The sequence below is a fragment of the Streptomyces sp. HNM0645 genome (genome assembly GCF_030056615.1).
Classification (GTDB): domain Bacteria; phylum Actinomycetota; class Actinomycetes; order Streptomycetales; family Streptomycetaceae; genus Streptomyces; species Streptomyces marianii.
In genome coordinates, this window is sequence record NZ_JASHLT010000019.1 from 18,559 (window position 1) to 35,379 (window position 16,821).

General features: G+C 73.4%; 15 protein-coding genes and 1 pseudogene. 8 read left to right on the forward strand and 8 right to left on the reverse strand.

Annotation, left to right across the window (positions count from 1 at the left end):
- The first annotated feature begins 85 nt into the window (after nt 1–85).
- Nucleotides 86–1,783, forward strand: coding sequence for a sensor histidine kinase (locus QMZ92_RS15895; protein WP_502962065.1), 1,698 nt, complete (start codon nt 86–88; stop codon nt 1,781–1,783).
- 33 nt (nt 1,784–1,816) lie between these two features.
- Here the strand turns inward: QMZ92_RS15895 and QMZ92_RS15900 are convergent, their stop codons facing one another.
- Together QMZ92_RS15900 and QMZ92_RS15905 are read right to left on the reverse strand one after the other, a co-directional pair.
- Entirely contained in the window at nt 1,817–2,278 is a 462-nt protein-coding gene (locus tag QMZ92_RS15900; protein ID WP_283298033.1) for a pyridoxamine 5'-phosphate oxidase family protein, read from the reverse strand.
- A gap of 159 nt (nt 2,279–2,437) precedes the next feature.
- Nucleotides 2,438–2,758, reverse strand: a complete 321-nt coding sequence (locus QMZ92_RS15905; protein WP_283298034.1) for an STAS domain-containing protein — start codon at nt 2,756–2,758, stop codon at nt 2,438–2,440.
- A 394-nt stretch (nt 2,759–3,152) separates the two neighbouring features.
- Here QMZ92_RS15905 and QMZ92_RS15910 point away from each other — a divergent pair, with 394 nt between their 5' ends.
- The gene (locus tag QMZ92_RS15910; RefSeq protein ID WP_283298035.1) at nt 3,153–3,884 is read left to right on the forward strand and encodes a response regulator; all 732 of its coding nucleotides are present in this window, start codon (nt 3,153–3,155) and stop codon (nt 3,882–3,884) included.
- Between the two features lie 162 nt (nt 3,885–4,046).
- On the opposite strand, the gene QMZ92_RS15915 is transcribed toward QMZ92_RS15910, so the two are convergent.
- The gene (locus QMZ92_RS15915) at nt 4,047–4,916 is read right to left on the reverse strand and encodes a universal stress protein (protein ID WP_283298036.1); all 870 of its coding nucleotides are present in this window, start codon (nt 4,914–4,916) and stop codon (nt 4,047–4,049) included.
- 410 nt (nt 4,917–5,326) lie between these two features.
- On the opposite strand from QMZ92_RS15915, the gene QMZ92_RS15920 reads away from it, so the two are divergent.
- Nucleotides 5,327–5,566, forward strand: a complete 240-nt coding sequence (locus tag QMZ92_RS15920; RefSeq protein ID WP_283298037.1) for a hypothetical protein — start codon at nt 5,327–5,329, stop codon at nt 5,564–5,566.
- Nucleotides 5,567–5,718: 152 nt separating this feature from the next.
- Here QMZ92_RS15920 and QMZ92_RS36365 read toward each other — a convergent pair.
- Nucleotides 5,719–6,138 (reverse strand): annotated as a pseudogene (locus tag QMZ92_RS36365) (SCO2400 family protein); the annotation flags it as partial.
- Nucleotides 6,139–6,567: 429 nt separating this feature from the next.
- Between QMZ92_RS36365 and QMZ92_RS15925 the strand changes: the two are divergent.
- Complete coding sequence (locus QMZ92_RS15925; protein ID WP_283298038.1) at nt 6,568–7,923, forward strand: flavin monoamine oxidase family protein; 1,356 nt, start codon at nt 6,568–6,570, stop codon at nt 7,921–7,923.
- 165 nt (nt 7,924–8,088) lie between these two features.
- Nucleotides 8,089–9,873: a PP2C family protein-serine/threonine phosphatase gene (locus tag QMZ92_RS15930; RefSeq protein WP_283298039.1), complete on the forward strand. Its 1,785-nt coding sequence runs from the start codon at nt 8,089–8,091 to the stop codon at nt 9,871–9,873.
- Between the two features lie 29 nt (nt 9,874–9,902).
- On the opposite strand, the gene QMZ92_RS15935 is transcribed toward QMZ92_RS15930, so the two are convergent.
- Nucleotides 9,903–10,082 carry a CsbD family protein gene (locus tag QMZ92_RS15935; protein ID WP_138055446.1) on the reverse strand — a complete coding sequence of 60 codons (180 nt, stop codon included), beginning with the start codon at nt 10,080–10,082 and terminating at the stop codon, nt 9,903–9,905.
- A gap of 212 nt (nt 10,083–10,294) precedes the next feature.
- On the opposite strand from QMZ92_RS15935, the gene QMZ92_RS15940 reads away from it, so the two are divergent.
- Both QMZ92_RS15940 and QMZ92_RS15945 read left to right on the forward strand, forming a co-directional pair.
- Nucleotides 10,295–11,035, forward strand: coding sequence for an SDR family NAD(P)-dependent oxidoreductase (locus tag QMZ92_RS15940; RefSeq protein WP_283298040.1), 741 nt, complete (start codon nt 10,295–10,297; stop codon nt 11,033–11,035).
- A 264-nt stretch (nt 11,036–11,299) separates the two neighbouring features.
- Nucleotides 11,300–12,559, forward strand: coding sequence for an MFS transporter (locus QMZ92_RS15945; protein WP_283298041.1), 1,260 nt, complete (start codon nt 11,300–11,302; stop codon nt 12,557–12,559).
- A gap of 347 nt (nt 12,560–12,906) precedes the next feature.
- Here QMZ92_RS15945 and QMZ92_RS15950 read toward each other — a convergent pair whose 3' ends face one another.
- On the reverse strand, nt 12,907–14,172 hold the full coding sequence (locus QMZ92_RS15950; protein WP_283298042.1) for a S8 family serine peptidase: 1,266 nt from the start codon (nt 14,170–14,172) through the stop codon (nt 12,907–12,909).
- A 381-nt stretch (nt 14,173–14,553) separates the two neighbouring features.
- Here QMZ92_RS15950 and QMZ92_RS15955 point away from each other — a divergent pair, with 381 nt between their 5' ends.
- On the forward strand, nt 14,554–15,516 hold the full coding sequence (locus QMZ92_RS15955; protein ID WP_283298043.1) for a site-specific integrase: 963 nt from the start codon (nt 14,554–14,556) through the stop codon (nt 15,514–15,516).
- Nucleotides 15,517–16,095: 579 nt separating this feature from the next.
- Here QMZ92_RS15955 and QMZ92_RS15960 read toward each other — a convergent pair.
- Together QMZ92_RS15960 and QMZ92_RS15965 are read right to left on the reverse strand one after the other, a co-directional pair.
- A complete protein-coding gene (locus tag QMZ92_RS15960) occupies nt 16,096–16,341 on the reverse strand; it encodes a hypothetical protein (RefSeq protein WP_283298044.1) in 246 nt (81 codons plus the stop codon).
- Complete coding sequence (locus tag QMZ92_RS15965; protein ID WP_283298045.1) at nt 16,325–16,576, reverse strand: DUF6400 family protein; 252 nt, start codon at nt 16,574–16,576, stop codon at nt 16,325–16,327. Before QMZ92_RS15965 ends, QMZ92_RS15960 begins: the two co-directional genes overlap by 17 nt.
- Nucleotides 16,577–16,821 lie beyond the last annotated feature (245 nt).

Below are 16,821 nucleotides of genomic sequence, written 5' to 3' on the forward strand. Positions count from 1 at the left end.
CACCCGCACGGACCTATAGGCTGTCCGCGTTCAGCGGGTGAAGGCGGAGAGGAATCGTGTGAGCGTCGAGGAGTCGTTGTCACGTATGCCTCAGATGCGGCTCGACGAGCTGCTGGACGAGCTGCAGGCGCGCATCAACGCGGCCCGCGGCACGCGCGACCGGGTGCACAGCCTCCTGGAGGTCGTGGTCTCGGTGGGCCGCGAGCTCGATCTCTCCCAGGTGCTGCGGCGCATCGCGGAGGCCGCCGCTCAGCTGGTCGACGCGCAGTACGCGGCTCTGGGCGTGATCGGCCCGGACGGTCGGACGCTGTCGCAGTTCCTCACCGCCGGGCTGACGGAGGAGGAGATCGCCCGGATCGGTCCGCTGCCGGCCGGACACGGCCTGCTCGGTGAGCTGATCCGCAACCCCGAGTCACTCCGCCTCACCGATCTCGGCGCCCACGCGGCGTCGTACGGCTTCCCCGCACACCACCCGCCGATGCGTACGTTCCTCGGTGTGCCGATCCGGGTGCGCGACGAGGTGTTCGGCAACCTCTACCTGACCGACAAGCGCGGCGGCCAGGACTTCGACGCCGAGGACGAGGCGGTGATCTCCACGCTCTCCGTGGCCGCCGGTGTGGCCATCGACAACGCCCGGCTGTACGAGGCGTCGCAGCGCCAGCAGCGGTGGCTGCAGGCGAACGCGGAGATCACCAAGGGCCTGCTCTCCGGCAAGCCCCGGCTCGAGGTACTGGAGCTGATCGCCCGCCGCGCCCGGGAGATCACCGACGCCCTCGTCGCCGACGTGTCCGTGCCCGTCACCGGTACCGACGACCTGCTCGTCGAGCTGGCCATCGGCGGCGACCACGACACGCGCCGGGGCTTGGTGGTGCCGGCCGAAGGTACCCTGTCGGGCGCCGCCTATCGGGCGGGTACGCCGGTGACCACGGCGGGACTGGCCGATGACGCCCGCTGCACCGCAGGATCCCGGCACTTCGAGGGACTGGGGCCGGCCGTGGCCGTACCCCTGGGCACGGCGGCCAAGGACACCCGAGGAGTCCTGCTCCTGGCGCGCGCCGCCGGCGATCCGGCCTTCACCGAGTGGGAGCTGCAGCCCCTGCTGACCTTCGCCGGACAGGCCGCGCTGGCGCTGGAGCTGGCCGAGCGCCGACGCGACGCCGAGCATCTCGCGCTGCTGGAGGACCGCGACCGTATTGCCCGTGACCTGCACGACCTGGCCATCCAACGGCTGTTCGCCACCGGCATGACACTGCAGAGTGCCGCGCGTCTCGTCGAGCACGCCGGGGCCGCGGAGCGTGTGCAGCGCGCGGTCGGGGACCTGGACGAAACCATCAAGATCATCCGTTCCACGATCTTCGGCCTGCGGGCGCGTGAGGACGAGACCGAGCCGAGTCTGCGCGCGCGCGTCGCCCGCGCCGTCGGCGAAGCCGGAGCGGCGCTGGGATTCCCGCCGCGCCTGAGTATGGAGGGCCTGCTGGACACGGACGTCCCCCCTGCGGTGGCCGACCACGTCATGGCAGCTCTCGGTGAAGCACTGAGCAACGCCGCCCGGCACGCGCAGGCGGCGCGTGTGGAGGTCTCCCTGCAGGCCACGGCGGACGAGGTCGTCCTCACCGTGACCGACGACGGGAAGGGGATACCGGCCGACGGCAGGCGCAGCGGACTGCGCAACCTCGCCGAACGCGCGAGCAGCATGGGCGGCACCCTGGACATCCGTACCCCGGCCGAGGGCGGCAGCCGGCTCGTATGGCGGGCCCCGTTCGCCGCCGGCGACGCGGGATGAAGGGACGGGCACCCCGCGGCGTCGGCGCACGGCTCAGGCCGTGAGCCTCGAACCCGTGACCAGGTCGGGCCGGATGCGCAGGGCTGCGTTCATCACGGGATGCGCCACCCACGGGCGGAGCCTTGCCGCGTAGCGGGCGAGTTCCTCATCATCCGTGATCCGGCGGGCGTAGCCGGTGACGACGACGCTCCAGCCGAGATGGGTGTCGGGGTCGATGACGTCGGCCTCGTAGGCCACGACCACACCCACCTCGTCGGTGGGCGCCACGATCGAGGTGAGCGTCGCGCCTTCGTGCAGCTGGACGATGATGTCCTCGCCGTCCATGAGGTGATTGACCGGGCGGACAGCGGGCAGGGCCCGTTCGGTGAAGACGATGCGCCCGAGCGACACGGTGCCGAGCAGGCTCAGAGCCTCGACGCGGTCGAGTCGCGTCATGCGCCGGGGTGCCACCGTGAGGCGGCTCCCCCCTGCCCGCTGCGTTGCTTCGTCGTCCATCATGCCCACCCTTTGCTCCTGCTCCGTGCTCGAAGCAGCTCGCTGCCGTGACAGCCAGCGTTCCCCAGGGGGTGCCGCGACGACAGGGCCGAACGGACCTTTCCGGCGTTCCCGGTCAGCCGGACGACCAGTGACGGCACGCCCCGGGGCGGGCGGTGGTCAGGCAAAGGAGCAGGGGACGGTGTCGTCCACGCCGAGCACGCGAAACACCGTCGCGCAGGGGTGCGGCACAGCGCACAGATGAAGTCGCACGCCCGTCGCCGCACAGTGTCGGTGCACCCGTACGAACAGGTCGGCTCCGGAGCTGTCACAGAACGTGACGCCCGACAGGTCCAGGCGCAGTTCGCGGACCATGCCGACGACCAAGTGAGCCAGATCCAGCTCGACTTGTCCGGCGGTGGCTATGTCGAGCTCGCCGGAGAGGGCGACGGCCGTGGTGCCGTCGTTCGTTGCCGTCGTGGTCAGGGTGATCGAAGCCATGAGTTCGGGGCCTCTCCGCCGGGGCGTCGTCAGGGGGTGCCGGTCTCGCCGGCTCGGCCGACCTCCGGAAGTCCACCAGATGACCGGCCGTGGCCGGCAGGCCCTCAGGCCCCCGACACAGGGCCGCTGGTCCCTCCCGGTCCGCGACGACGGTGTCAGGGGGAGACCCCCGGCGGTGTCCTCAGGCACGATGGGCGACGGTGCCGAAGCCGGAGACGCTTCCGACGCGTTGGCCACCGGGCGGGGTGACGGAACGACAGGGACGCGCAGCGCGGGAGGAGCTTCCTCGGGCAGGGGGAATCAGGGCCGTTCGACCCTGGCCGTTCGGCCCGTACGAGGACACCATGCAGAGGGTCCGCCCCGGCGGACGAACCCAGCCGATACGGAGTGTGTGATGACGGACAGCAGTGGCGGACCCATCGAGAAGGACGCGGTCAGGGTGTTCCTCCTGGACGACCACGAGGTGGTGCGCCGCGGAGTGCACGACCTGCTGGACGCCGAGCCCGGCCTGACCGTGGTCGGCGAAGCGGCCACCGCCGAACAGGCTCTGGTGCGGGTGCCGGCGCTGCGCCCGCAGGTCGCCGTACTGGACGTGCGCCTCCCGGACGGCGACGGCGTGAGCGTGTGCCGCGAACTGCGTTCCCGCATGCCCGACCTGGCCTGCCTGATGCTCACCTCGTTCGACGACGAGGAGGCGCTGCTGGACGCCATCATGGCCGGGGCGTCCGGCTACGTCCTCAAGCAGATCACCGGCACCGACCTCGTCCACGCCGTGCGGACGGTGGCCTCCGGCCAGTCCATGCTGGATCCCGGCGCCACGGCCCGCGTGATGGCACGTCTGCGGGGCGAGGGCGAACAGAACGAACAGCCTCAGGGGCTCCCCGCGCTGACCGACCGAGAGCGGGAGATCCTGGCACTCGTGGGCGAGGGACTGACCAACCGGGAGATAGGCAAGCGCCTCTACCTGGCGGAGAAGACGGTCAAGAACAACATCTCCCGGCTGCTGGCGAAGCTGGGTGTGGAACGGCGGGTCCAGGCCGCCGTCATCGCCACGCAGGCACTGGCGGCTCATGGAGGCCAGGCGGGCCCAGCCTCCCCGGCGCATGAGCCGCGCTCACGGCACTGAGGCCCCGCGTCCGGAACCGGAAGCCCCGAACCGCCCCGCACAGGGGCGGTTCGGGGCTCCGGTTTCTCTCGGAGCCGGGGTACCGACGGGGGACCAGGCCCGGGTCCCGTATCGCAGGACCCGGGCCCGGGAGACCCCGGCCTGGCGTGGACCGATCGGTACTCAGGCGTGCGGCACCAGTGCGACAGGGCAGCGGGCATGATGCAGAGCGGCATGGGCCACCGACCCGATGCGGGTACCGACGGGGGAACGGCGTTCCCGGCGGCCGAGCACGAGCAGCTGCGCCCGGGCGGCGGCCGACAGCAACACCTGCCCCGCGCTTCCGATCTCCACGTGCGCGATCACCGGCACGGTGGGGAACTTCTCCCGCCACGGAGCGAGCGCCTGCTCCAGCGTCTTCCTCTCGAACGGTTCCAGCCCTCCCGCCTCATCGGCGAGGCGCATCGAACCCGGGCTGTAGGCGTAGATGGGCGGCAGGCTCCAGGCCCTCACCGCTCGCACGGTCGCGCCTCGTGCCGCAGCAGCCTCGAAGGCGAACGCCAGTACGGCGTCACTGTCCTCGGCCCCACCCTGCTGGCCCACGACGACCTCCCCGCCTTCCGGCTCGTGCTGCCCGTCGCGGGCCCGGACCGACACCACCGGGCACGTCGCACTCGCGATCACCTGCTGACCGTACGAGCCGAGCAGGAAACCGGCGATCGCCCCGTACCCGCGCGATCCGATGACCAGCATGCCGGCCCGCTCAGCCTCGGAGAGCAGGGCGGAAACCGCCGTATCGGGCACCACTTCGGCTGTGACCGAGAGGTCCGGATACCGGTCGGACACGTGTGTCTCGGCCTCCAGCAGAACGGCGTTGGCGGCGTCGGCCTGTACTTTCCTGTCCTGGACGACGGGGACGTCCAGGGGCTGCCAGAGCCAGGCGTGCACGATGCGCAGGGGCACGCCGCGGAGCGAGGCCTCGCGGGCCGCCCAGTCAGCCGCGGCCAGGCCCTCCCGGGATCCGTCCACTCCTACAGTGACAGGGCGAGTCATGCGATGGCCTCCGTGAACGTCATGGGGCACGGCCTCTTCGGCCGTCCCCGGGTGCCTCGATCCTCACGGGCCCGGGTGCCGTCCGACGAGGGCCGGTCGGCCCGACATGCGGACCCGTTCGGCCGCGATGCCCGCCGGGCATCGCGGCCGAACGGACAGTCCCCGCGCGTCGGTCGCGGGACGTTCCCGGATAGTGGTCACGTCCTTGCCCCCTTCGTCAGTGTGCCTGGACGTGCTGTGTGGTGCCTCGGCCGGCGCTACGTCGGGAGGTGCCGACCGAGGCGCACCCCGCCCGCCCGGGGTCACCCGGCGCGCGAGGCGTCCCGCGCCGGTGTGTCGCCGGTCACCTTCCGGTGAGCGCGGCACCGCCGGCGACGCTCCGGCGCACGCTCGCCGGGAGCGGCACCAGTTTGGGCAGGGCTTCGGTCACCGGCACCTCCGTGGTGCCGGGGGTGGGGCTGCCCGTGGGCGAGGCGCCCGTACTGCCGCTGGGGCTCGGTGAGATGGGGGCCGTCGGCGAGGGCGAAGGGGCCGGGAGGCCGGTGGAGGGGCGGGTGCTCGGCCCGGCGGTCACCGGCGGAGGGGCCGTGTCGGGGGCGGGTTCCGGAGTGGGGACGGCCGGAGGCTCCGGGGTGGCGGGTGTGGTCTGAGGACGACTGGGCGCAGCGCCGTTGCTCTCCCGGGCGGCTCCCCTGGCGGGGTGGGTGGCCGGACGTTCCGGTGCGGCCGAGGCCGTCGGCCCTGCGGTGCCGTGTTCCCGGGGACCGTCGGGGGACGGCAGTTCCGGGCTCGGCGCGGCCCGCGGGAGGACCGTGGAGCCGTCCTCCAGCAGCGAGGACGTGCCCAGGCCGCCCAGTACCGCGAAGGCGGCAGCGGCGAGAGTCCGGCCGGCGTACGTCCTCCACTCCCGTGGCCGGGGACGGTGGGCGTCGGCCACATGTGTCTCGGCCCTACGGTCAGAGGCCGTGGCCACAGGTGTCGTCGCCGCAAGGCCCGGCGGCGTGGCCGTATCGGCCGTGGCCGGGGGAGCCACATGCGCCGGGGCCGGGGCAGCGGCGGGGGGCCCGCCGGGAGCCGGCTCCTCGTCGGGGCGGGTCTCCGCCACCGGCGTGGTGGCCGGCGGAACCCCGTCCGCGTCGGCCATCGCGGAGTCGTACGCACCGCATTCGGGGCACGTCACGGCGCCGTTGAGGGTGCGGTGGCAGGGCGCGCAGTAGTCCATGGGCACGACCGCTCAGTACGCGAGCCGCGGGCGGGAACCGCGGGCCGCCGGACGCGCCGGGCTGCGGACCAGGGACGCCGGGCGGAGCCGGGTGCGGTGCGTAAGGAACCTCGGCATGTGCGGACCTCGCTCACTCACCGGTCTGGACGAATCACCGGTTACCGGGGTCAACGAGGGCCCGCGAGCGGGCGTTCAACCGTCGGCGGAAACGTGGCACGGGTAACTTCGCGTCCGGTGGTGGCCGTTGGCGTCCCGGTCCGGCCGGGTGCCCGGGCCGGGCGAGGGCACGGGCCACCGCGCCCGGTGGGTGCGCGGGACCTTCCCGGGCGGGTGGTGCGTCGCCCGGACGGCCCCAAGTGCCGCACGGGCGGTTCACCCACCGAGCGCCGTCGCCTCCGGCGGGTGAGGCTGCCCCGTGGAGGTGCCCTCATGGAGCGGACGACGGTGGACGTGTGTGTGGTCGGTGCCGGATTCGCGGGTCTGGCGGCCGCGCGGAACCTGGCGCACGCGGGCCGGGAGGTGGTCGTGCTCGAGGCCAGGGACCGCGTGGGCGGTCGGGTGTGGAACCGGGAACTGCCCGACGGCACCGTCGTCTCCGCGGGCGGGACCTGGCTCGGGGACGGCCAGGCGAGGATGTTCCGGCTCGCCCGGGAGTACGGGCTCCGGGCGTATCCGCAGTACGACGACGGCGACCACGTCCTGCGCCTCGACGGCGTCGACCACCGCTACCGGGGGAGCATCCCCAAGGCCGGTCCGGCGACGCTCGCCTCCCTGGGGCTGGCCTTCGCGCGGCTGAACGCGATGGCGCGGCGGCTCCCCGCCGACGCCCCCTGGCTGGCCCCGAACGCTCGGACGCTCGACGCCCGCACGCTCGGGCAGTGGCTCGCCGATCCGCTCAACGTGCCCTCCGGGACGGCGCACACCGTGCTGAAGGCGACGATGAGCCTGCTGTTCTGCACCGACCCCGCCGAGGTCTCCCTGCTGGGCGCACTGGTCCTGGCACGGGGCGGCGGAGGGTTCGACTACTACACCGACAGCGGCAGGACCGAGACGCATCTCCTCGACGGCGGGACGCCGGAGCTGGCCCGGCGGATGGCCGAAGGGCTGGGCGACGCCGTGCGCCTGGACAGTCCGGTCCGGCGGATCGTCCAGAACGGGAACGACGCCGAGGTGGGCACCGACGCGCTGACGGTACGGGCACGCCGGGTCATCGTCGCCGTACCGCCGGTGCTCGCCGGGCACATCCTGTTCGAGCCGGCACTGCCGCCCGCCGCGGTCCATCTGCGGCAGCGGATGACGCCCGGGGCGATCATCCGCGTCCACACCTCGTACCCCGAGGCGTTCTGGCGCGGTCGGCGCCTGTCCGGGCAGACGCTCGCCCCCCTGTCGGCCGTCCCCGTGACCATCGACCAGACCCCACCGAGGGGCAGGCCCGGCGTGCTGAGCAGCTACGCCTTCGGACCCGGGGCCGTACGGCTCGGCCGGCTGGACCCCAAGGAGCGCCGGGACGTGTGGCTGCACGCGCTGGCGGAGCGGTTCGGCCCGGAGGCCCTGCATCCCCTGGGGCACCTGGAGACCGACTGGTCCGCGGAGGCATGGTCCGCGGGCGGGATGATCGGCCACTTCCCGCCCGGGGCACTGACCGGCTACGGCCGTGCGCTGCGCGAGCCGGTCGGCCGGATCCACTGGGCGGGCACGGAGACCGCGACGCAGATGCACGGGCTGATGGAGGGCGCGGTGCGCTCCGGAGAGCGTGCCGCCCGGGAGGTCCTGGCACTGAACTGACTCTCCTCGCGGTCCCCGGGCCCGGCCCGGCAGTGCCGCGCCGGGGGTCCGGCCCCGTCCTGCCCCGGCCCTCCGGGACCTCCCTGCCGGACGGGTGGGGGAAGATGGGGGTACGACCCCGGTGAGCGCCGACCTACCTGGAATCGAGGGAATCAGGGAGGCCTCATGCCGCGCACCGACGACGCGCGTCCGGTCGGTGCCGAGGAACAGGTACCCGTCCCGCGCGAGGACGTGCGGGCGCTCAAGCGCGTCATCGAGCAGGAGATCGCCGGCCTGCGCGCCGACGTGGGCGGCTCCACCCCCGCCCGGGCCACCCGGCCGTCCCCGGTCTCCGTGCCCGCCGGGGACGCCGCCGTGCCGCGGGACGGGGGGCCCATCGAGCGGGCCCATGGGCAGGACCGGGATGCCGGCGCGGGGGCCGCGGACGGCGGCGACCCCTGGGCGTACCTCACCGCGGCGCTCCCGGCCGTCCCGCTGGCCACCGCCCTCCTCGCGCCGGTGTGGGACGACGGCAGGGGAGAGGAGGGGGCGGCCCTGGTCGACTTCGTCATCGCGGCCGGCAACCGCGTCCGGTCCGCCGAATGGCTCGAACCCCTGGGCCTGCTGGTGGGGCAGCGGCTGCTGACCGTACGGCCCGGGGCGGCGTCCGCCGGACTGGTCGAGGCCCTCGCCCGCGTCCTCAGGACCGGGCGGCCGCTGCACGGGTGGGCCCTGGACTACACGGAGCGGCGGGAGGGGCGCCTCAGGAGGGTCCAGTTGCTCTGCGACGCGGCCGCGAGCGGGGACCGGATCCTGGCGACCTGGCGCCCCGCCCTCACCGAGGCCGATCTCCTCACCAGCGACGCCGAGAAGCTGGTCTCCCTGGGGTGGGGCAACTGGGACCTGCTGTCCGGAGCGACCACCTGGTCGGACGGGCTGCACCGCATCTTCCGCACGGCTCCCGGCCGGACGTGGTCGCTGACGGAACTGTGCGACGCGCTGCTCCCCGACGACGTCCCGCGGTTCGCGCAGTGCGTCAGGACCCTCCTCGCCGGGACCGACACGCCCTGGACCCGTATCCGGTTCGTCGTCGGGGACGAGGTCCGCACCCTGGACGTGCTCGGCCGGCCGCTCGCCGGCACCGACGGCCGGCCGTGGGCGATCCATCTCGTCGCGAGGGACCTGACGCCCCAGATGCGCAGCCTCCGGCGCCTGGCGGAGACCCGCAGGGAGACCGAGGTGCTGCGCCAGCAGGCCGCCGTCGAACGCAAGGTGGCGTCCCGGCTGCGCGAGGCGCTGCTGCCGACCCACTCCGCCCGGCTCGCCGAGGCCGGCATCGCCGTCGCCGCGGCCTATCTCCCGTCCGAGCGCGAGGCCGCGGTCGGCGGCGACTGGTACAAATGCCGGCTGCTGGCCGACGGCCGGGTGCTCCTGGCCATCGGGGACGCCAGCGGCCGCGGCCTGGAGGCCGTCGCACGGATGGCCCAGCAGCGTCACGCACTGGCCGGGCTGGCCCAGACCGGGGCGGATCCGGGAGCCATGGCGACGTGGCTGAACCAGATGATGTGCGGCGATCCCAGCGCCCTCACCGCCACCGCCGTGGTCGGGTCCATCGAGCACCGCACCCTGCACTGGGCGTGCGCCGGCCATCCGCCGCCCGTACTGCGCCGGGGCGGCGGGGCCGCGCTCCTTCCGGGCGACCACGCCGGACCCCTGCTCGGGCTGATCCCCGGGTACGTGTACGAGATCGCCACCGTGCCGCTGGAGCCGGACGACCTCCTGCTCCTCTACACCGACGGCCTGATCGAGCGGCGTGGCGAGGACATCGAGGACTCGCTCGGCGGACTCGTCCGCAGCCTCGCGCGCGAAGGGCCGCTGTCACCGGAGGAGACCGTCGACGCCCTGGTCTCCGCCCACACCGCTCCCGGTCTGGAGGACGACGCGTGCCTGCTGGCCCTGCGGATCGACTGACCGCGGGGCCCGGAGGCCGGCCGGACGTCTCAGTGGTGCCTGGTGTGCCTGCGCACCTGGTCGGCCGCCTTCTCCGCCATCTCCTGCGCCTTGCCGCGCAGCATGTCGCTCCGGCCCGAGCGCTGCATGGACTTGTCGCCCATGGTCTTCCCGAGGGTCTCCTTCAGCTTTCCCTTGATCTGCCGCGCCTTGGCGTTGTGCTTGCTCATCAGGATCGGTGTCCTCTCGGGTCCGTGGTGCGTCCACGCACCGGTTAACCCTGCGCCTGTTCACCCTGCGCCTACCCGGGTTGGCCCGCAACCTGCGCGCCTGCACGTCCACGCGCCCGCGCACCGGCGCCGGCCCCCGGCTGTGATGGAGTTGGCCCCGGAACGCCCGCGGAACGTCCGGCGCGGGCAGGAGACGGCTCGGGAGGAGCCCCATGACACGTCCGGTCACCGTCGTCACGGGCGGGAGCCGTGGCATCGGCGCGGCGATCTGCGTCCGGCTGGCCTCCGACGGCCACGACCTCGCTCTCGGGTACGTCAGCAACGCGGCGGCCGCCGAGGAGGTCGCCCGGGCCGTGCGCGCCGCCGGCGCGCGCTGCGTCACCGTACGGGCGGACACCTCCGACGAGACGGCGGTCGAGCGACTGTTCGACATCGCGGCGGCGGAACTCGGCGCCGTGACCGGGCTGGTGAACAACGCCGGTGTCACGGGCCCGCTCGGCCGGCTCGCCGACGCCCGCACCGAGGACCTGCGCCGGGTCATCGACGTGAACCTGCTCGGCTGTCTGCTGTGCTGCCGGCGCGCGGCCCGCGACATGGCCGCGCACGGTTCCGGCGCGATCGTCAACATCTCCTCGGCCGCCGCGACGCTCGGCGCGCCCGGCGAGTACGTCCACTACGCGGCGACGAAGGCGGCGACCGACGCCCTGACCGTCGGCCTGGCCAAGGAACTCGGCCCGCAGGGCATCCGCGTCAACGCCGTCGCCCCCGGCACCGTCAACACCGGCATGCACGCGGCCATGGGCGATCCCGACCGGCCCCGGAAGGTGGCCGCGGTGACCCCGCTCGGCCGGCCGGGAGAGCCGTCCGAGATCGCCGGAGCCGTCTCCTGGCTCCTCTCGGACGACGCCTCCTTCACGACGGGGACCGTCCTGCGGGTCTCCGGCGGCCGCTGAGCGTTCCCCGGTGACCGCCCCCCGTCGGTCCCCGGGGCGCCCGCGCCCCACCGCCCGCCACCGCCGGGGCCGCCGGCACGCGGGCAGCCGCTCCCGCTCCGTCGGGGCTCGGACGGCGGTGAACCTCGTGGGGGGTTCATGCGACCCGGCCCCGCTTCGCGTCGGTTGGTGCGGCCTGACCGCGTGTAAGGGGCTCGCTCAGGTGCGTCAATATACTTTCGCCATGTCGCTCATAGCCGCCCGCCGCCGTGCGACCGTGCACCGGTGACCGCCACCGGCACCCCCGCCCGGGGGCCCCGCATCCTCGCCGACCTCACACCGCTGCGCCTCTCCGCCCACTACCGGCGGTTGTGGTTCGGCAACACGGTCTCCTGGATCGGCCAGGGCATGACCACACTGGCGATCTCGCTCCAGGTGTACGACATCACGCACTCGACGTTCTCCGTCGGGCTCGTCGGCCTCTTCTCCCTCGTGCCGTTGGTCGTCTTCGGCCTGTACGGCGGCGCCGTCGCCGACACCGTGGACCGGCGGGTGCTGGGGCTGTGGAGTGCGGCCGGTTCCGCCGGGCTGTCCGCCGCGCTCGCCGCGGCCGCGTTCGCGGCTCTCCACCACGTGTGGTTCCTGTACGGCGTCGTCGCGCTCCAGGCCGTGTGCGCCGCGCTCAACGCACCGGCCCGCAGCGCGATGATCCCGAGGCTGCTGCCGCCCGAGCAGCTGCCCGCCGCCAACGCCCTCTCCTCCATGACGATGACGTCCGGCATGCTGATCGGCCCGATGCTGGGCGGACTGATCGTCGGCTACGGCGGCTACCAGGCCGCGTACGTCGTCGACTTCGTCGCCTTCGGAGCCGCGCTGTACGCGATGTGGCGGTTGCCGTCGATGCTGCCCGACCGCGACGGCGCGGAGCGCGGCCGCGCGTCCGTGCTCGACGGGCTGCGCTTCCTCGCCACCCGGCCGAACATCCGCATGACGTTCTTCTCCGACTTCTGCGCGATGATCCTCGCCCATCCGCGCGCGCTCTTCCCGGCCGTGGCCGGGCTCTGGTACGGCGGCGACGCCCGTACGACGGGCCTGCTCGTCGCGGCGCCCGCCGTCGGCGCCCTGCTCGGCGGGGTGTTCTCCGGCTGGCAGGGGCGCATCCGGCGGCACGGTGCGGCGATCCTGCTCGCCGTGGCCGCGTGGGGTACCGCGATCGCCGTGTTCGGCCTGACCAGGAACCTCTGGCTCGGGCTGCTGTTCCTCGCGCTCGCCGGATGCGCCGACACGGTCTCCATGGTCTTCCGCAACACCATGCTGCAGGCGGCCGCGCCGGACGAGATGCGCGGCCGCCTGCAGGGGGTCTTCGTCGTCGTCGTGGCGGGCGGCCCCCGCCTCGGCGACTTCCTCGCCGGCTCGGTCGCCGACGTCACCTCGCCCACCGTCGCCGTCACCGGCGGCGGGCTCGCCTGCGTCCTCGCCGTCGCCCTCCTGGCGCTGCGCGGTCGCGGCTTCCTGCGCTACGACGCCCGCCGGCCGACGCCGTGAGTCCCGGGCACCGGTCACGGCGGCGGCGCCCGGAGGTCCGTGCCGCCCGGAGGTCCGTGCCGCCCGGAGGTCCGTGCCGCCCGGAGGTCCGTGCCGCCGGGAGTTCCGTGAACTCCGTGGGGCCCGGGTTCCGTGAGTCCGTGACGTTCCGGGGCCCGTGCCGCCCGCGCCCCGGGGGCCGTGCCGAGGGCCGTCCCCGGCACGGACCTCCGGTCCCGGTCCTGCCCCATCCGTCCCGGTCCCGGGTCCTTCCGCCGTCCCCCCGTCGGGGGCGGGGCCCCGATCCCCGTCCCCGGCAGGGGAGTCCCGGAGGCGGGTTCTCCCTCCCCCGCCGGGATCGCGCGGGGTCAGAACGAACGGAGCCGGAGCAGGGGCTCCTTGATGCCGTCACCGTCCTCCGACGGCCAGGTCCAGTCCATGCCGCCCGCCGTCACCAGGGCCGACTTGACCGCGGCGGGGGAGGCGCCAGGGTGGGTGGCCCGGTAGAGGGCCGCGCCGCCCGCGACGTGCGGGGCTGCCATGGAGGTGCCGGACAGGGTGGAGTAGCCGCCGAACTTGAAGGTGGAGCGGATGCACACGCCGGGGGCGATCAGGTCCACGTCCCGCCCGTAGTTGGAGAAGTCGGCGAAGGTGTCGTCCCGGTCCGTGCGGCACGTGGGGCGGCCGAGGCCGCCCGGCTTGCCGTCGAAGTCGGCCAGCGCGCTGACCGTGATCACCTCGTCGTAGGCGGCCGGGACGAAGCCGGCCGCGTCGGTGTGGTCGTTGCCGGCGGCGACGGCGTAGGTGACGCCCTTCGCCACCGAGTTGCAGATCGCCTGGTGCATGGCGTCGTTGTTGGTCTTGCCGCAGTTGCCGTCGTCCTTGCCCGAGCCGCCCAGGCTCATGTTGACGACGTCGATCTCGTCGGCGTGCTCGGTGACGTAGTCGATGCCGCAGACGACGTTCGAGGTGCTGCCGGAACCCAACGGGCTGAGCACCTGGACCGGCCAGAGCCGTACGCCCGGTGCCGCGCCGACCACTCCCGTGCCGTTGTCGAGGGCGCCGATCGTGCCGGCCACATGCGTGCCGTGACCGTGCAGGTCCATGGGCGGAAGGATCGGCAGCCAGCAGTTCTTGCCCCCGGCCTCGTACACGTTGAGATCCGGGTGGTTCGCGTCGATACCGGTGTCGATGACCGCCACGTCGGCGTCGACCCGGGTGTCCTTGCCGTCGATCGCGGCGGTCGCGCTGAGGTCGGCCTCCACCCGGTCCACCCCGGTCGGCACCGTCTGGGCGGCGATTCGCACCGGACGGTCGGGTTCCACGGACCGGACCCCCGGCTCGTCCGCGAGCGCGGCCGCCGTTGCCGCGGTCATCGACGCCGCGTAGCCCTGCAGGGCGTGCCGGTAGACGTGCACCACGACGGCGCCCATGGACGACGCCCGCCCGACGGCCGCGTTCACGGCGGCGTCGGCGCTTTCGGCCGCGGGGGTGTGCTCGAGCGTCACGATGTACCGGCCGGTGGTCTGACCGGCGGTCTGGCCGGGCTGGGCGGTCGTGCCGGTGACCGCGGTGGCCGACGGGGCGGCCGCGAGTGCGAGGACGAGCAGTGCAGCGCCGAAGATCTTGGGCATCCCAGACCTTTCTTGAGGAAGTCGTCGGAGGCCGACCGGGCTTCACCGGCCTTCTTCCGGAACGTCAACGTGTTCGGCGCTTACAGCTAGCAGCTTCGGGGTGGCACGACGGTCCGACATCCGGTCCGTCACCGGATTGCTGACTGCTCGTCATCCATATAGCTGTGTCATATTCGGGGGTCGACGAACATCGGAACGAAAACCGGCGCTAAGCCTCCGTTGGCCCTGGTGGGCGGCTGACGGAACGTCGGCGGCCGGACCCGTCTGAAGTCGTCCCACGGATAACACCCCAGTATCTGCGGTAGCGTGATCCGTCACCTGCGGTGACGTTCTCCGGTCGCCGCGTGAAGCGCCCCTGTCATCTGTGGCAAGGGGGAAGTGGTGCCCACCGTCGTAGAGCTGCCGACCGGGAAGGCACTGACTGTCCGGGCGGCGGCAGACGTGTTCCTCGACTCGCTCGGCAACGCGAACACGGTCCGGAACTATGGGGTCGGGGTGGGGAAGATCGCCGAACGGCTCGGCGAGGCTCGGCCGCTGGCGTCGGTGGCGGACGATGAGATCGGTGAGGCTCTGGAGCTGCTGTGGGGCACCGCGGCGGTGAACACGTGGAACTCCCGTCGGGCGGGGGTGCTGTCCTGGCTCGGCTGGTGCCGTGAGCGCGGCTACGAGGGGCCGATGGTCCCGGCGTGGGCGAAGCGTCTGGCGGTGCCGGACTCCGAGACCCCGGCCCGCTCGAAGATGGCGATCGACCGCCTGATCGCGCGGCGCGAGGTCCATCTGCGGGAGAAGACGCTGTGGCGGATGCTCTACGAGACCGCTGCGCGGGCGGAGGAGATCCTGGGCGTGAACATTGAGGAGCTGGACTTCGCCGGGCGTCGTTGCCCGGTCAAGGCGGAGGGCGCCCGTGCCAAGGCCCGCCGTCGGGGCCAGGCACGCGAGGACTTCGTACGGGAGACCGTCTACTGGGACGCCGGCACCGCCCGGCTGCTCAAGGGACGAACCCGCGGGCCGGTGTTCGTCACGCATCGCCGTCCGGGGCCGGGCAAGGTTGTCAGCCCCCGCGACGTCTGCCCGGACACCGGGCTGGCCCGGCTTTCCTACGGACAGGCCCGCGCCCTGCTGGACGAGCACACCGCGGTGCGTGGTCCCGGAACGGGCTGGGACCTGCGCGAGTACCGCCACTCCGCCCTGACCCACCTCGGTGAGCAGGGCGCCTCTCTGCTGATGCTCATGGCCAAGTCCCGGCACAGGAAGCCGGAGAACCTCCGCCGCTACTTCAAGCCCTCGGCCCAGGCGATCTCCGAAGTCACCAGCCTGCTCGCACCCGGCGACGCCCGGAGGTGATCCACCCAGTCAGCCGGGACGCCGACCCTCACACGCGGTGCGGTCTGGGCGAGGATCGCCGCCTTCGGCGACCACGCCTCGGCTGCCGATCGGCATCGCGGGCCGCGTTGCGGGAGGGTCTTGTCCGTCCACAGCGGACGGCAACAAGCAAAGGCAAGGAGGTTACCTACTCCTTGCCGCCTTCAACTCATAGCGAAGGCGGGGCCTTGCGGCAAGGCCCGGGCCGTGGCGCAGAATCGTCGGCCGAGGCCAGGACATGGGGAAATCAGGGATTCGCGAAGTACGTGCGCCTTTATCGACTGTGGGTTCTGCGGGCGCGGGGCTTCCGCGGCGTGGGAGGCGTCGTTCACGGTGCCGGAGGACGCCGGGTTCGTCTCGCTGCGGGCCTCAGCGGCGGACGACCGGGGCGGCTCGGTGACGCAGGAGATCATCCGGGCGGTCGGCGTGGCGTGACACGCCCGGCGGCACGGTCGAGGGCAGGCCTGGTACGGCGAAGCGGCGCCGTACCGGGCCGTTCCCCGCCCTGCCGTGTGATCCGAGGCGAGAGGGGGTTTGGGCGGTGGGCCGCTTCCGCTGGGATCAGCAGGGCGGAGGGTCCCCGGCGGGACGCTTCGCACGGCGGCGGGTGTCGACCGACCACATGTGGGTGCAGCCGGGGCACTGCAGATGAACCACCGGGCCCTTGTTGGAGATCAGATAGCGCCAGTGCTCCGCGCAGTTGCGCCGGTCGGCGCAGGGGGCGCAGTCCCGCGCGTCGTCGCAGGCGGGGCAGGGCAGCCAGGCGCGGCGGGCGACGTCGGCCTGCGGATCAATGGGAAGGCGCACGGCCCGGGCCCCCTTCCGGTAGGACGCCGGCGGCGACGAGCATGTCGTACGTCCGCTGCTGTTCGGCGTCGAGACCGGAGTAGAGCAGCGCGTACGCCGCCTCCTCGCCCTCCAGCGCGGCCACGGGATCCCAGTCCGGTCCCAGTGCGGCCACCACCTCGGCCCGGCGCCGGGCCTCCTCGAAGGTCAGGTCGATCTCGAACGGCGTGAGGTCGGGTGAACGGTCCTGCTCCATGGGCGACACTTCCGGTGGTGCTGTGGTGCGGTGGCCCTTCCGGGCGGACTGCCACGTCTACCAGAGGGCCGCCGTGCGAGGGAAGGGTTGCCTAAGTTGCTGTGACGCACCTCATGGCCGCGGGTACCACGGGTCACGCACGGCACAGGGACCGGACGTGCTCGCCCGGACCGCCCGGACCGCTCGCACGGCGGCCGGACGGTCCGCAGTGAGCGCCCGCACGGTGGGGCCGGACGGGCCGCACG

Excerpts from the sequence above, each read along its gene's own strand:
- QMZ92_RS15895 (WP_502962065.1), top strand. The coding sequence starts at position 86 with ATGCCTCAGATGCGGCTCGACGAGCTGCTGGACGAGCTGCAGGCGCGC.
- QMZ92_RS15900 (WP_283298033.1), bottom strand. The coding sequence starts at position 2,278 with ATGGACGACGAAGCAACGCAGCGGGCAGGGGGGAGCCGCCTCACGGTG.
- QMZ92_RS15905 (WP_283298034.1), bottom strand. The coding sequence starts at position 2,758 with ATGGCTTCGATCACCCTGACCACGACGGCAACGAACGACGGCACCACG.
- QMZ92_RS15910 (WP_283298035.1), top strand. The coding sequence starts at position 3,153 with ATGACGGACAGCAGTGGCGGACCCATCGAGAAGGACGCGGTCAGGGTG.
- QMZ92_RS15915 (WP_283298036.1), bottom strand. The coding sequence starts at position 4,916 with ATGACTCGCCCTGTCACTGTAGGAGTGGACGGATCCCGGGAGGGCCTG.
- QMZ92_RS15925 (WP_283298038.1), top strand. The coding sequence starts at position 6,568 with ATGGAGCGGACGACGGTGGACGTGTGTGTGGTCGGTGCCGGATTCGCG.
- QMZ92_RS15930 (WP_283298039.1), top strand. The coding sequence starts at position 8,089 with ATGCCGCGCACCGACGACGCGCGTCCGGTCGGTGCCGAGGAACAGGTA.
- QMZ92_RS15935 (WP_138055446.1), bottom strand. The coding sequence starts at position 10,082 with ATGAGCAAGCACAACGCCAAGGCGCGGCAGATCAAGGGAAAGCTGAAG.
- QMZ92_RS15940 (WP_283298040.1), top strand. The coding sequence starts at position 10,295 with ATGACACGTCCGGTCACCGTCGTCACGGGCGGGAGCCGTGGCATCGGC.
- QMZ92_RS15950 (WP_283298042.1), bottom strand. The coding sequence starts at position 14,172 with ATGCCCAAGATCTTCGGCGCTGCACTGCTCGTCCTCGCACTCGCGGCC.
- QMZ92_RS15965 (WP_283298045.1), bottom strand. The coding sequence starts at position 16,576 with ATGGAGCAGGACCGTTCACCCGACCTCACGCCGTTCGAGATCGACCTG.